This is a genomic window from Amycolatopsis thermalba (assembly GCF_003385215.1).
Taxonomy (GTDB): domain Bacteria; phylum Actinomycetota; class Actinomycetes; order Mycobacteriales; family Pseudonocardiaceae; genus Amycolatopsis_E; species Amycolatopsis_E thermalba.
The window spans coordinates 39,033-52,916 of sequence record NZ_PQHW01000008.1 but is presented as its reverse complement, the minus strand read 5'-3'; the positions used below and the strand labels follow the sequence as shown (position 1 = coordinate 52,916).

General features: G+C 72.1%; 11 protein-coding genes. 9 read left to right on the top strand and 2 right to left on the bottom strand.

Annotated features, from left to right (window positions below; all coding sequences use genetic code 11):
* Window positions 1-47 precede the first annotated feature (47 nt).
* The 3 genes from D0D15_RS05600 to otsB all read left to right on the top strand — a co-directional run bounded on the left by D0D15_RS05600 (window position 48) and on the right by otsB (window position 5,672).
* Window positions 48-1,568, top strand: coding sequence for a threonine/serine exporter family protein (locus D0D15_RS05600; RefSeq protein ID WP_094005687.1), 1,521 nt, complete (start codon window positions 48-50; stop codon window positions 1,566-1,568).
* Window positions 1,569-1,650: 82 nt separating this feature from the next.
* Entirely contained in the window at window positions 1,651-3,093 is a 1,443-nt protein-coding gene (locus D0D15_RS05595) for an alpha,alpha-trehalose-phosphate synthase (UDP-forming) (protein ID WP_017985373.1), read from the top strand.
* A gap of 47 nt (window positions 3,094-3,140) precedes the next feature.
* Window positions 3,141-5,672 carry a trehalose-phosphatase gene (gene otsB / locus D0D15_RS05590; protein WP_162830504.1) on the top strand — a complete coding sequence of 844 codons (2,532 nt, stop codon included), beginning with the start codon at window positions 3,141-3,143 and terminating at the stop codon, window positions 5,670-5,672.
* A 723-nt stretch (window positions 5,673-6,395) separates the two neighbouring features.
* Here otsB and radA read toward each other — a convergent pair.
* Complete coding sequence (gene radA / locus D0D15_RS05585; protein WP_094005685.1) at window positions 6,396-7,754, bottom strand: DNA repair protein RadA; 1,359 nt, start codon at window positions 7,752-7,754, stop codon at window positions 6,396-6,398.
* A 33-nt stretch (window positions 7,755-7,787) separates the two neighbouring features.
* Window positions 7,788-8,444 (bottom strand): copper chaperone PCu(A)C, encoded by a 657-nt coding sequence (locus D0D15_RS05580; protein WP_167481459.1) that lies wholly within the window; start codon window positions 8,442-8,444, stop codon window positions 7,788-7,790.
* Window positions 8,445-8,769: 325 nt separating this feature from the next.
* Here D0D15_RS05580 and D0D15_RS05575 point away from each other — a divergent pair, with 325 nt between their 5' ends.
* The 6 genes from D0D15_RS05575 (at window position 8,770) to rlmB (ending at window position 13,568) form a co-directional block, all read left to right on the top strand.
* Window positions 8,770-9,261: a CarD family transcriptional regulator gene (locus D0D15_RS05575; RefSeq protein ID WP_020417039.1), complete on the top strand. Its 492-nt coding sequence runs from the start codon at window positions 8,770-8,772 to the stop codon at window positions 9,259-9,261.
* A 99-nt stretch (window positions 9,262-9,360) separates the two neighbouring features.
* Entirely contained in the window at window positions 9,361-9,996 is a 636-nt protein-coding gene (locus D0D15_RS05570) for an IspD/TarI family cytidylyltransferase (RefSeq protein ID WP_094005683.1), read from the top strand.
* On the top strand, window positions 9,993-10,460 hold the full coding sequence (gene ispF, locus D0D15_RS05565; RefSeq protein WP_094005682.1) for a 2-C-methyl-D-erythritol 2,4-cyclodiphosphate synthase: 468 nt from the start codon (window positions 9,993-9,995) through the stop codon (window positions 10,458-10,460). Before D0D15_RS05570 ends, ispF begins: the two co-directional genes overlap by 4 nt.
* A gap of 41 nt (window positions 10,461-10,501) precedes the next feature.
* Window positions 10,502-11,188, top strand: a complete 687-nt coding sequence (locus tag D0D15_RS05560; RefSeq protein WP_094005681.1) for an HAD family hydrolase — start codon at window positions 10,502-10,504, stop codon at window positions 11,186-11,188.
* Between the two features lie 31 nt (window positions 11,189-11,219).
* Window positions 11,220-12,611, top strand: coding sequence for a cysteine--tRNA ligase (gene cysS, locus D0D15_RS05555; protein ID WP_094005680.1), 1,392 nt, complete (start codon window positions 11,220-11,222; stop codon window positions 12,609-12,611).
* Complete coding sequence (gene rlmB, locus D0D15_RS05550; protein ID WP_094005679.1) at window positions 12,612-13,568, top strand: 23S rRNA (guanosine(2251)-2'-O)-methyltransferase RlmB; 957 nt, start codon at window positions 12,612-12,614, stop codon at window positions 13,566-13,568. It begins immediately after the preceding gene.
* The last annotated feature ends 316 nt before the right edge of the window (window positions 13,569-13,884 follow it).

Genomic DNA, 13,884 nt, shown 5'->3' with positions numbered 1-13,884 from the left:
CAGGCGATGGGCCTGCCGGGAGGCCAAATCAAGGAGGTGACGGCCGTATGAACAGCACCCAGCGCGTCCGGGGCCCGGTGACCCGCAGGCGCGGCTGGCACATCCTCGAAGCGCCGGAGGACCCCGGCGTCGAAAAGGCGAACCGGCGGCGCCGGGCGACCGAGCCTCGGCGCCGGGCCTGGCACATCCTGGAAGCGCCCACCGGAGAGCAGCCGGCGCCGGACGCGACCACCGAACTCGGTCCCGCCCTGCCGGACGAGGCGACGGTCAACTTCGTCCTCGACCTGGTCCTGCGCGTCGGCGAGGTGCAGATGGCCAGCGGCGCCGGCGCGTCCGACGTGACCGCGACCATCCTGTCCCTCACCTCCGCCTTCGGTCTCCCGCATTGCGAGGTGGACGTCATCTTCACGTCCATCACCGTCACCTGCCACCGCGGCACCGACGCGAACCCGATCACGGCCCTGCGCGTGGTCCGCTCGCGCAGCCTGGACTACACCCGCCTGTCCCAGACGGAGATGCTGGTCCAGCAGATCCTGCGCGGCCACCTCAGCGCGGAAGAGGCCTACACCGAGCTGCACAAGATCACCACCGCCCCGCACCCGTACCCGCGCTGGTTCGCCACGCTGGCCTGGGGCGGCATGGCCTTCTTCATCACCCTGCTGCTCAGCGGCACCCTCGACGTCGCGGTCGGCGCGCTGATCATCTCGGCCCTCATCGACCGGCTCGGCCGCCTCCTCAACCGCGTCGCGCTGCCGTTCTTCTTCCAGCAGGCCGTCGGCGGGCTGGTCGCGACCGGGCTGGCCACGGTCGCCGTGAACACCGATCTCGTGCCGTCGAGGTTCTCCACGCTGGTCGCCGCCGCGGCGATCACCGTGTTGCTGTCCGGCCTGTCCACGGTGTCCGCGGTGCAGGACGCCATCACCGGTTACAACGTGACCGCCGCGGGCCGCACGATGGAAACCGTCCTGATGTCCGCCGGCCTGATCACCGGTGTCGCGCTCGCGCTGAACATCGCCAAGGCGCTCGGCTTCACCCCGGCCGAACCGGTGCTGCCCGCCCAGACCGCGAACAGCCTGCTGGTCATCGTGCCCGCGGGCGCGGCCGCGGCGGCCTGCTTCGCGATCGCCAGCTACTCGACGCTGCGCTCGATGCTCGTCGCCGCCGCGGCGGGCGCGATCGGCGCGGGCGTGTACGGCGCGCTGGTGATCGTGGGCCAGTTCGACGTCATCACCTCCTCGGCCGTCGCGGCGGTCGTGATCGGCTTCTCCGGTGGCGTGCTGGCCCGCCGTCTGAAGGTGACGCCGCTGGTCGTGGCGGTGTCGGGAATCACCCCCCTGTTGCCGGGTCTGTCCACGTACCGTGGCCTTTATGAACTGGCCACCCAGAGCAACGGCAACCTCTCCACGCTGATCAAAGCCGCGGCGATCGGGCTTGCGCTGGCCGCCGGCGTGGTACTCGGCGAGTACCTCGCGCAGCCGGTCCGCACCGGTCTCGGCCGCCTCGAACGGAAGCTCGCGGGCCCCCGGATGGCGGGTCCGCTGCGGACGACCGAGCGCCGACTGGAGTAGCCGTCCATGAGCCACCGCGCGGTGGATCTTGGCTCGCCGTCGCGAGATAGTGTTCGAGGGGACGACAAGGGAGCATGGCCACGTGAGCGAACCAGGGATCGGCACGGCTTCGGCGGATTTCGTCGTGGTCGCCAACCGGCTGCCCGTCGACCTCGAACGTACGGCCGATGGCAACCAGCGCTGGACCGCGAGCCCGGGTGGCTTGGTGTCGGCGCTGGAGCCGTTCCTGCGTTCGCGCAAGGGCGCCTGGGTCGGCTGGCCGGGCGTGCCCGGTGTGGACGTCGACCCGTTCAGTGACGAGGGCATGGTCCTCTACCCCGTTTCGCTGTCCACCGAAGAGGTCCGCGACTACTACGAGGGCTTCTCCAACGCCACGCTGTGGCCGCTCTACCACGACGTCGTCGCGCCGCCGGTGTTCGACCGCGGCTGGTGGGAGAGCTACGTCCAGGTCAACCGCCGCTTCGCCGAGGCCAGCGCGCAGGTCTCCGCCGAGGGCGCCACGGTGTGGGTGCAGGACTACCAGCTGCAGCTGGTGCCGAGCATGCTCCGCGAGCTGCGCCCCGACCTGCGCATCGGCTTCTTCCTGCACATCCCGTTCCCGCCGGTCGAGTTGTTCATGCAGCTCCCGTGGCGCGCGGAGATCGTGCGCGGCCTGATCGGCGCCGACCTGGTCGGCTTCCACCGGCCGGGTGGCGCGCAGAACTTCCTGTGGCTGGCCCGCACGCTGCTCGGCCTCGAACCGAGCCGCGGCGCGGTCGGCGTGCGGTCCCGGCCGGGCATGATGCAGGTCGGCAACCGCACGGTCCGGGTCGGGGCGTTCCCGATCTCGATCGACGCCGCCGGCCTGGACACGCTCGCCCGTACCAAGGAGGTCGCGGAGCGGGCCGCCCAGATCCGCCGTGACCTGGGCAATCCGAAGACCGTCCTGCTCGGGGTCGACCGCCTGGACTACACCAAGGGCATCGACCTGCGCCTGCAGGCACTGCACGAACTGCTCCAGGAGGGCCGTGTCCAGCCCGAGGACGTCACCTTCGTCCAGCTGGCGACCCCGAGCCGGGAACGCGTCGAGCACTACCAGCGGATGCGCACCGAGATCGAGCAGATGGTGGGCCGGATCAACGGTGAGTTCGCCCGCGTCGGTCATCCGGTGGTGCACTACCTGCACCAGTCGGTGGACCGCAAGGAACTGGCCGCGTTCTACAGTGCGGCCGACGTCATGGTCGTCACCCCACTACGCGATGGGATGAATCTCGTCTGCAAGGAGTACGTCGCGTGCCGCCACGACCTCGGCGGCTCGCTCGTGCTGTCCGAGTTCGCCGGTGCCGCCGCCGAGCTGACCAGCGCGTTTCTCGTCAATCCACACGATCTTGACGGGGTGAAGAACGCGTTGGAGGCGGCCATTACGCTCGACCCTGCCGAGGGCAGACGCCGGATGCGCGCGTTGCGGCGTCAGGTCCTCACCCACGACGTCGACAGGTGGGCACGGTCGTTCCTCGAGGCACTCGGGTCCGAACCGGCCGCCTGAGTGGCCCACCTGCAGCAATACGCTTCTGAGCTCCTTAAGGAGGAGTGGTGACCGCCGAGTCCCTGCCCGCTGAGCTGCGCCGTGCGATCGTGCAGATCGCTCGCACGCCGCGTTTGCTGGTCGCTTGCGACTACGACGGGACCTTGGCTCCGATCGTGACCAACCCGGACGAGGCGCGCCCGCTGCCCGAGTCGGTGGGCGCGCTGCGCTCGCTGGCCGGGCTGCACGAGACGACCACCGCGGTCATCTCCGGCCGCGCGCTGCGCGACCTCGCCATCCTGTCGCGACTGCCGCACGAGGTGCACCTGGTCGGCAGCCACGGTTCCGAATTCGACATCGGCTTCGTGCACGAGCTCGACGCGCAGGCCCGTGACCTGCACCGGCGGGTCGAGCAGGAGCTGGAGCGCATCGCCGGTGGCGTGCCGGGCGTGTCGCTGGAGGTCAAGCCGAGCAGCATCGCCGTGCACGTCCGCCGCGCCGACCGCGAAGCCGCCCGCCGCGTCCTCGACGAGGTCCACAGTGGACCGTGCACGTGGGAGGGTGTGACGACCACCGACGGCAAGGAGGTCGTCGAACTGGCCGTCGTGCAGACCGACAAGGGCCGCGCGCTGGACACCCTGCGCCACCAGGTCGGCGCCACCGCGGCGATCTTCCTCGGTGACGACGTGACCGACGAGAAGGCGTTCGCGCGGCTGTCCGGCCCCGACGTGGGCGTCAAGGTCGGCGACGGTGAGACGCTGGCGGGCTACCGGGTGGCCAGCACCGACGACGTCGCCACGGTTCTCGCGTTCATGCTGGAGGAGCGCCGCAACTGGCTCTACGGCGAGCAGGCGCCGCCGATCGAGCGGCTGTCGATGCTGTCCAACGAGCGCGCGGTCGCCCTGGTCACCCCGGACGCCCGGCTGACCTGGATGTGCCACCCCGGCCCGGACGCGCCCGCGGTGTTCGCCGACCTGCTCGGCGGCGCCAGCGCCGGCCACTTCTCGATCAAGCCGCACCACAACGGCCTGCCGCTGGGCCAGCGGTACCTGCCGAACACGATGACGGTCGAGACCCGCTGGTCGCGGCTGCTGGTGACGGACTACCTGGAGCCGGAGGGCCCGCCGCACCGCACCGACCTGGTGCGCGTGATCTCCGGGACGGCCGCGGCGTCCGTGGTGTTCGCGCCGCGGCCGGAGTTCGGCGGTGTGCCGGTGCGGCTGGTGCCGGACGCCGAGGGCCTGCGCGTGCTGGGCACGTCGGAGCCGTTCGTGCTCCGCTCGCCGGGCGTGGCGTGGGAGATCACCTCCGACGGCCTGCACGACACCGCCACGGCACTGGTCCAGCCCACCCAGGACGAGCCGGTCGTGCTCGAACTTCGTTGCGGCACCACGGATCTGTCCGCGCACGAGTTGTCCGAAGTGGAGCGGCGGGCGCGCGCCGGGGCGTACTGGAGCGACTGGGCGACCACGCTGAAGCTGCCGAACGTGGAGTCGGAGCTGGTCGCGCGTTCGGCGCTGACGCTGCGCGGGTTGTGCAACGCCGACACCGGCGCGGTGCTGGCGGCCGCCACGACGTCGCTGCCGGAGGAGATCGGCGGCGTGCGGAACTGGGACTACCGCTACTGCTGGATCCGGGACGCCGCGTTCACCGTGCGGGAGCTGGTCGGGCTGGGCTCGATGGCCGAGGCCGAGGGCTACCTGCGGTGGCTGCACGGCGTGCTGGCGACGCTGGCCGGCCCGGAGCGGCTGCACCCGCTGTACACGATCAACGGCACCCAGCTGGGCGCCGAGGCCGTGATCGACTCGCTGCCCGGGTACGCGGGTTCGCGCCCGGTGCGCGTCGGCAACCTGGCGAACCACCAGGTGCAGCTGGACGTGTTCGGACCGGTCGTCGAGCTGGTGGCCGAGCTGGCGCAGGTGCGCGGCGAGCTGCGGGACGAGGACTGGCAGCTGGTGCGCGCGATGGCCGAGGCCGTGACGCGGCGCTGGTCGGAGCCGGACCACGGCATCTGGGAAGAGCGGCACGTGCCGCGGCACCGGGTGTACTCGCGGGTCATGTGCTGGGTGACGGTGGACCGGGCCATCAAGCTCGGCGAGGTGTACGGGCGTGAGATCCCGGCCGGGTGGCACGACCTGCGCGAGGAGATCGCGAACGACGTGCTGACCCACGGCTGGAACGACGAGGTGCAGGCGTTCACCACGGCCTACGACGGGACGGACCTGGACGCGGCTTCGCTGTTCGTCGGGCTGGCCGGGCTGATCGACCCCTCCGACGAGCGGTTCCAGCACACGGTGACCGCGATCGAGGCCGAGCTGCGCAGCGGTTCCACGGTGTACCGCTACCGCCGCGACGACGGCCTGCCCGGCGGCGAGGGCGGGTTCCACCTGTGTGCCGCGTGGCTGATCGAGGCGTACCTGCTGACCGGCCGCCGCACCGAGGCGGAGGAGCTGTTCGAGCAGCTGGTCGACGCGGCCGGCCCGACGGGGCTGCTGCCGGAGCAGTACGACCCGGTGGCGGAGCGCTCGCTGGGCAACCACCCGCAGGCGTACTCGCACCTGGGCCTGATCCGCTGCGCGAAGCTGCTGTCGGGCGCGTAAGCACGGTTGGACGAAGGCCCCCTCCGGCTGCCGGAGGGGGCCTTTTGCTTGCCAGGCGGAGCCGGACAGGCTCGGACTGGATGATTCATCCCGCCGCCCTGGCACGGCCCCGCGCCGGGTGCGACGAGCGGATTGCTCGCACGGCGGTCGCCAGCAGCCTGACTGCGACCGAGCCACGCACGATCCCGGCGCCGCCGCCCCGGTCCCCACCCCAGGCGCGGTCCACCGCGCGCCGGGCCACCACCACCGCAGCCTGAGTGCGACGGGACACGGGCGGCCCCGGCACCGCCGCTCCGATTCCCGCCCCAGGCGCACTGGGCCACCGCCACCGATTCGACCTGGCGGATGGTGCGGTCGCAGCTGCCGCGGAACAGGGCTTCAAGCCGGCCGGCTGGTGTATGCGGTGCCGGTGGTGGCCTGCTCCCGCGGTCCCAAGCAGGATCTGCAGCGCCTTCCGGTCGCCATTGTTGCGAGGAGTGCTGGCCATCGAGAGCCGCACCGCCCTGGCACGGCCCCGCGGCGGGAGCGACGAGCGGATTGCTCGCACGGCGGTCGCCAGCAGCCTGACCACGGCCGGGACACGGGCGATTCCGGGGCCGCCGCCCGGCTCCCGCCTCAGGCACGGTTCACCGCATGCATGGCCGCCGCTACAGCAGCCTCACTGTGACCGAGCCACGCGCGATTCCGGCGCCGCCGCCCCGTCGCCGCCGCCCCTTCCCCGGCTCAGGCGTGGTTCGCCGCGTGGAGGGCCGCCGCTACCGAGTCCACCTCCAGCACGCGGATGCCGTCCGGCAGCTTCCCCGGGTCGGGCGGCACCAGGGCGTGCGTGAACCCCAGCCGCGCGGCCTCCGCCAGCCGGCGGCCGGCTCCGGAGACCCGCCGGATCTCCCCCGCCAGCCCGACCTCGCCGACGACCACCAGCCGCGGCGACAGCGCCACATCACGCACCGAGGACCACAACGCCAGGATCACCGCGAGGTCCACCGCCGGCTCGGTCACCTTCATGCCGCCGACCGTCGCCGAGTAGACGTCCCGGTCGCCCAGCCGGATCCCGCCGCGCTTCTCCAGCACGGCGAGGATCATCGCCACCCGCGCGGAGTCCAGCCCGCTCACGGCCCGCCTGGGCTGCGGCGCCCCCGCACTCGACACGAGCGCCTGCACCTCGCACAGCAGCGGCCGCTTGCCCTCGACCGTGACCGTCACCGCGGTGCCCGGCACCGCGTCCTCCCGCCGGTTCAGGAACAGCCCCGACGGGTCCGGCACCCCGGCGATGCCGTCCTCACGCAGCTCGAAGCAGCCGATCTCGTCCGCGGGCCCGAACCGGTTCTTCACCCCGCGCACCATCCGCAGCGTCGAATGCCGGTCGCCCTCGAAGTGCAGCACCACGTCGACCAGGTGCTCCAGCACGCGCGGCCCGGCCACCGAGCCGTCCTTCGTGACGTGCCCCACGAGCACGACCGGCAGCCCGCGCTCCTTCGCCAGCGCCACCAGACCGGCGGTGACCGCCCGGACCTGCGTCACACCGCCCGGCGCGCCCTCCACCTGCGGCGAGGCCATCGTCTGCACCGAGTCGACGATCAGCACACCTGGTTTGACGGCGTCGACGTGCCCGAGGATGGCCGAGAGATCGCTTTCCGCGGCCAGGAACATGCGCTCGTGCAGGTTCTTCGTCCGCTCGGCCCGCAGCCGGACCTGCCCCGCGGACTCCTCACCGGTGACGTACAGCGCGGGACCGGACCCGCCGCGGGCCCACTGGTAGGCCACCTCGAGCAGCAGGGTCGACTTGCCGACACCGGGTTCGCCAGCCAGCAGCACGACCGCCCCCGGCACGAGCCCGCCGCCGAGCACGCGATCCAGCTCACCCACACCCGTGGTGCGGGCGCGGGCGGCCTCGATGTCGACCTGGCCGATCGGCCGGGCCGGGGCACTGGGCGCACCGGCGGCCACGCGGGCGATGGCCGGGCGCGCGTCCCCGCGCTCCTCGATCGTGCCCCAGGCCTGGCATTCCGGGCAGCGGCCGACCCACTTGGCGGCCTCGTACCCGCACTCACCGCAGCGGTAGCTCGTGCCCTTCTTGACCATGGTCGGTCACGCTAGCGGGCACCACCGACAGTTCTAGTGACCGCCGGCCTCGTGCGAGGCGCTGGGCTGGCAGCTCAGCTCGACGGTGGGCGCGTGGATCGGCAGCTGCACGGTCACCGGGCCGGCGTCGCGGAAGGTGAAGGTCACCGGGACGGTCTGCCCGGGCCACACGACCTGCTTGATGCCCTGCAGCACGATCTCGGCGTGACCGACGCGGGTCGGCTGGCCGGTGGGGCCCGCCGACGGCGAGGCCGAGGCCGGCGACGTGGGCGAACCCGACGTCGGCGAAGTCGGCGAGGCGGAGCTGGGCTGCTGCACGGACTCGCCCTCGGTGGCCGGGCCGACCAGCAGCTTGCTGCCCGCCACGACGGCCTTCTGGCCCTCGATGGTCGCGCTCCCGGCGTTCGCGCTGCTCACGCTGACCAGCTCGTCGTCGGCGGTGCCGTCGTTGGCGATCACCAGCGTCAGCGGGGCGCTCGACCCGCTCGCGTACGCCTGCTGGCAGTCGTTGCGGTTGACCAGGCCGGCGTCGCGCAGGACGAGCTTGCCCGCCTGCGCCATGGCGCCGTTGACCGCGGGCAGCATGGTGTTGGTCTGGGTGATCTGCCCGGCCCCGCACCCGGCGAGAGCCAGGGCGGCACCCACGGCGACCACGCTCGCGCCGACCACACGACGTTTCTGCAGCCTCACGGTCTCAGTCCCTCCTAGAAGCTATACCGGCCCGATCCTATCTGCGCCGCGAAGCGGCTCCGTTGAGGGTGGTGGTGGGCTGGCGGGAGGGACCTGGCCATGGCCGGAATGCTCGCCACCGAGGGCGCGCGGAGGGGACCATAAACCGTCCACAGTGGATCAATTCGGCAATGTCGACAGGGTTCCCCACCACCTGCATGAGCATGCACTTTATCGGTTTGTCAACCCCCCGGATGGCCCCTGACCTGCGACGACGATCTCGGCCCGCTAGGTGACCCCCCTCGCCGCGTGCTAAGATGGACCCAGCGAAAGGGGCAGAGGACACATGGTTTTCAAGGTCGGAGAGACCGTCGTCTACCCGCACCACGGTGCCGCACTCATCGAAGCGATCGAGACCCGCGTGATCAAGGGCGAGGAGAAGCAGTACCTCGTCCTCAAAGTCGCGCAAGGGGACCTCACGGTTCGCGTGCCCGCTGACAACGCCGAGATCGTCGGTGTGCGGGACGTCGTGGGCCAGGATGGCCTGAACCGGGTCTTCGACGTGCTGCGAGCGCCGCACACCGAGGAGCCCACGAACTGGTCTCGTCGGTACAAGGCCAACCTGGAGAAGCTCGCCTCGGGCGATGTGAACAAGGTGGCCGAAGTGGTGCGCGACCTCTGGCGGCGCGAGAAGGACCGCGGCCTGTCCGCCGGCGAGAAGCGGATGCTGGCCAAGGCCCGGCAGATACTGGTCAGCGAGCTGGCCCTGGCCGAGGGCACCGACGAGGGCAAGGCGGAGACGCTGCTCGACGAGGTCCTGGAAACAGCGGCCGTCTAGAACGCACAGGCTGACCTCGCGAGATGAGCAGGCAAGCGTGCTCATCCGTTACGTGTGCCTCATGAGACACAGCTCGTCCCGCGAAGTGAGACCCCGGCGATGAAGGTCGCGACAGTCCTCATCGCCGACCCCGAGGGGCCGGATCCGTGCGCCCTCGTGCGCGGTGCGCCGGTGTTGCGGCACGCCGTGCGCGGCCTGCTGGAGTCCGAATGTGCGGACCGCCTGGTCGTGGCGGTCCCCGAACCCGTGCTCGGGGAATGTGAAGTGATCATACGGGCCGTACCCGGCGCCGGTTCCCGGTGCCGGGTACTGGTCTGTGGTCCCGATCGCGCCGAAACCGTCCGGGCGGCTCTCGAGGCCGCCGGGGATTCCGACGTCGTCCTGGTGCACGACGTCGCGCGTCCGTTCGTGCCGCCCGCCACCGTCCGCGCGGTGGCCGAGGCCGTGTTCGCCGGGGCAGAGGCGATCATCCCGGTCCTACCCGTCACCGACACCGTCAAACACGTCTCCGGTGACCTCGTCGACGGCACCTCGGACCGGGACCGGCTGCGCGTCGTGCAGACCCCCGTCGGCTACCGGCCCGACGTGCTCGGCAAGCTCTGCGCGCGCGGCGCGGACCCGCTGTCGGACCTGCCCGGTAGCGTGCGGACGGTGGCCGGGCACCCCACCGCGCTCCGGCTCACCACGGCCTTCGACGTGGCCGTCGCGGAAGCACTACTCGAGGAGCAGGGTTGAGGGTCGGGACCGGGGTCGACGTCCATCCGATCGAAGCGGGCCGCGAGTGCTGGATCGCCGGGCTGCGCTGGGACGGCGTCGACGGCTGCGCCGGGCACTCCGACGGCGACGTGGCCGCCCACGCGCTGTGTGACGCGATGCTGTCCGCGGCCGGGCTCGGCGACCTGGGCGCGGTGTTCGGCACCAGCGACCCGCGCTGGGCGGGCGCGCACGGCGCCGAGTTCGTGGCCGAGGCGCGGCGGCTGGTCGAGGCCGGGGGCTGGCGGCTGGGCAACGCGTCGGTGCAGGTCATCGGCAACGCGCCGCGCATCGGCACCCGCCGCGAGGAGGCCCAGGAGGTGCTGAGCAAGGCCGCGGGCGGCGCGGTCAGCGTCAGCGGCACCACCACCGACGGGCTCGGGCTGACCGGCCGCGGCGAGGGCATCGCGGCGGTCGCCACCGCGCTGCTGCTGCCGGCCGACTAAGTCACACGGATCGGGGCGCCCGCGCCGGTAGCCTGTGGTCTGTGACGATTCAGGCGGTGATGTTCGACTTCTCCGGCACCCTCTTCCGGCTCGAGCAGAACTCCAGCTGGCTCTCCGACCTCACCACCCCCGACGGCGCCCCGCTCGACGTCGAGGCGCAGACCGAGCTGATGCGCCGCATGACCGCCCCGACCGGGCAGGTCGTCGAGCTGTCCGAGGAGTACCAGTACGCGTGGGAGAACCGGGACCTCGACCCTGCCCTGCACCGCAAGATCTACCTCGAGGTGCTGCGCAAGTCCGGCGTCGGGAAGGCCGACCAGGCGGAGGCGCTGTACAACCGCCTGATCGATCCCGCGGAGTGGACGCCGTACCCGGACACCGAGGCGGCGCTGAAGGACACCGCGGCCAAGGGCGTCAAGGTCGGCGTGCTGAGCAACATCGCCTTCGACATCCGGCCCGCGTTCGCCATGCGCGGCTACGACGACTTCGTCGACGAGTTCGTCCTCTCCTTCGAGGAGGGGTTCATCAAGCCGCAGCCCGAGATCTTCCGGCTGCTCGTCGACCGGCTCGGGGTCGCGCCGGAGCACACGCTGATGGTCGGCGACAGCGAGGAGGCCGACGGCGGGGCGAAGGTGCTCGGCTGCGCGTTCGCCCTCGTGGACCCGCTGCCGACCGCCGAGCGCCCGGACGGCCTGCTCACGGCCCTGCGCACGCACGGGGTGCTCTGAGCGACGCCGAGGTGACCCGTACCATTTCAGGGTGGCCCTACACCTATACGACACCGCGACCAGGAGCGTGCGGGAGTTCCACCCCGCCCGTAGCGGAACGGCGTCCATGTACGTGTGTGGGGCGACCGTGCAGGGCATCCCGCACGTCGGGCACGTCCGCGGCGCCCTGAACTACGACGTCCTGCGCCGCTGGCTGATCCACAGTGGACTGGACGTGCTGTTCGTGCGCAACGTCACGGACATCGACGACAAGATCCTCACCAAGGCCGCCGACGCCGGACGGCCGTGGTGGGAGTGGGCCGCGACGCACGAACGGGCGTTCGAGGAGGCCTACACGGTCCTGGGCTGCCTGCCGCCGTCCATCGCACCGCGCGCCACCGGGCACGTCACGCAGATGGTGGAGCTGATGCAGCGCCTCATCGACGCCGGGCACGCCTACGCGGCCGGTGGCGACGTGTACTTCGCCGTGTCCACGTTCCCCGAGTACGGCGCGCTGTCCCGGCAGAAGCTGGACGAGGTGCAACAGGGCGAGACGCTGGCCGAGGGCAAGCGCGACCCGCGGGACTTCACGCTGTGGAAGAGCGCGAAGCCGGGTGAGCCGTCGTGGCCGACGCCGTGGGGCGACGGGCGGCCGGGCTGGCACCTGGAGTGCTCGGCGATGGCGACCACCTACCTCGGGTCCGAGTTCGACATCCACGGCGGCGGCGTCGACCTGGTGTTCCCGCACCACGAGAACGAGCGCGCCCAGTCGCAGGCGGCCGGTGACCCGTTCGCGCGGTTCTGGCTGCACAACGCGTGGGTGACGCTGTCCGGCGAGAAGATGTCGAAGTCGCTGGGCAACGTGGTCTCGATCGAGGCGATGCTGCAGAACTACCGGGCCGCCGAGCTGCGGTACTACCTGGTGCAGCCGCACTACCGGTCGACGATCGAGTACTCCGACGGCGCGCTGTCCGAGGCCGCGCAGGGCTACCGGCGGATCGAAGGGTTCCTGCGCCGCGCGGCGCAGCGGACGGGGCCGGTCGAGCCGGGTGAGCTGGCGCCCGAGTTCGTCACCGCGATGGACGACGATCTGTCCACGCCCGCGGCGGTCGCGGCCGTGCACAACCTGGTGCGCGAGGGTAACGCGGCGCTGGACTCGGGCGATGACGCCAAGGCGCGCGCGGCCGCCGGCTCGGTGCGCGCGATGATGGGTGTGCTCGGGCTGGACCCGCTGGCACCGGAATGGGCGGAGAGCTCGGCGGCGGAGACGCCGGCGAGGGCCGCACTGGCCGAGTTGGTCGAGGCGATGCTCGTGGAGCGCCAGGAGGCGCGCGCCACGCGTGACTTCGCCCGGGCCGACGCCGTGCGCGACCGCCTGCTCCAGGCGGGGATCACGGTCGAAGATACTCCCGATGGTCCGGTGTGGACCGTGAAAGAAGCTTAAATGGCAGGCAATTCCAAGCGCCGGGGTGCGGTTCGCAAGTCCGGCACCAAGAAGGGCGCGGTCGTCGGCTCCGGCGGTCAGCGTCGCCGTGGGCTCGAGGGCAAGGGCCCGACGCCGCGGGCGGAGATGCGTCCGGGGCACCCGGCGCAGAAGCGTGCGGCGGCGGCCGCGGCGCGGGCGGAGAAGAGCCGCGACCGTCGCGAAGGGCCGGAGATCATCGCGGGCCGCAACCCGGTGGTCGAGGCACTGCGGGCGGGCGTGCCGGGCACGACGCTGTTCGTGGCGCTGAACATCGACGCCGACGACCGGGTGACCGAGGCGGTGCGGCTGGCGGCGGACAAGGGCATCTCGATCCTGGAGATCCCGCGCGAGGAGCTGGACCGCAAGACCAACCGCGCGGTGCACCAGGGGCTCGGGCTGCAGGTGCCGCCGTTCGAGTACAGCCACCCGGACGACCTGCTGGCGATCGCGAAGAACTCGGGTGAGCCGCCGTTGCTGGTGGCGCTCGATGGTGTGACCGACCCGCGGAACCTGGGCGCGGTGGTGCGGTCGGCGGCGGCGTTCGGGGCGCACGGGGTGCTGCTGCCGCAGCGCCGCAGCGCGGGCATCACGGCCGTCGCGTGGCGGACGAGTGCCGGCACCGCGGCGAAGATGCCGATCGCGATCGCGACCAACCTGACGCGGCAGCTGAAGCTGTGGGCGGAGGAGGGGCTGATGATCGCGGGCCTGGACGCCGACGGCTCGGTGGGCATCGACGACCTGTCCCTGGCGACGGACCCGCTGGTGGTCGTGGTGGGCTCCGAGGGCCGCGGCCTGTCCCGCCTGGTACGAGAAACCTGCGACGAGACGGTGTCCATCCCGATGGCCGCCGGGGTGGAGTCGCTGAACGCCTCCGTCGCGGCCGCGGTGCTGCTGGCGGAGGTAGCAAGACGCCGCCGCGTGACGGGCCGCGTCTGAGCGGTGCCCGCCGCGGCCCGCAAGGCTGGCGGCGGTCGTCAAGCGCCGCCGCGTCACGGGCCACGCCTGACGCACGCCCCGTCCCCGGCAGCGGTGTCCCCGATCGCGGCCGCCACGTGGAGTGCCCCCGCGGCGGCCGCAAGGCTGGCGGCGGCACCACTGAGCGGTGCCGCCGCAGCTGTCGCAGGGCCACCGATCCCCACCACCGTTCGGTGGTTTCAGGGTGCGCCGTTGCCGGCGCAGCCGCGCCGTGTGCACGGCCCCGGCTGCCGCTCCTCGCCGTCGGAGGGGAACTTCACACGCCCCCTCGCGAAGC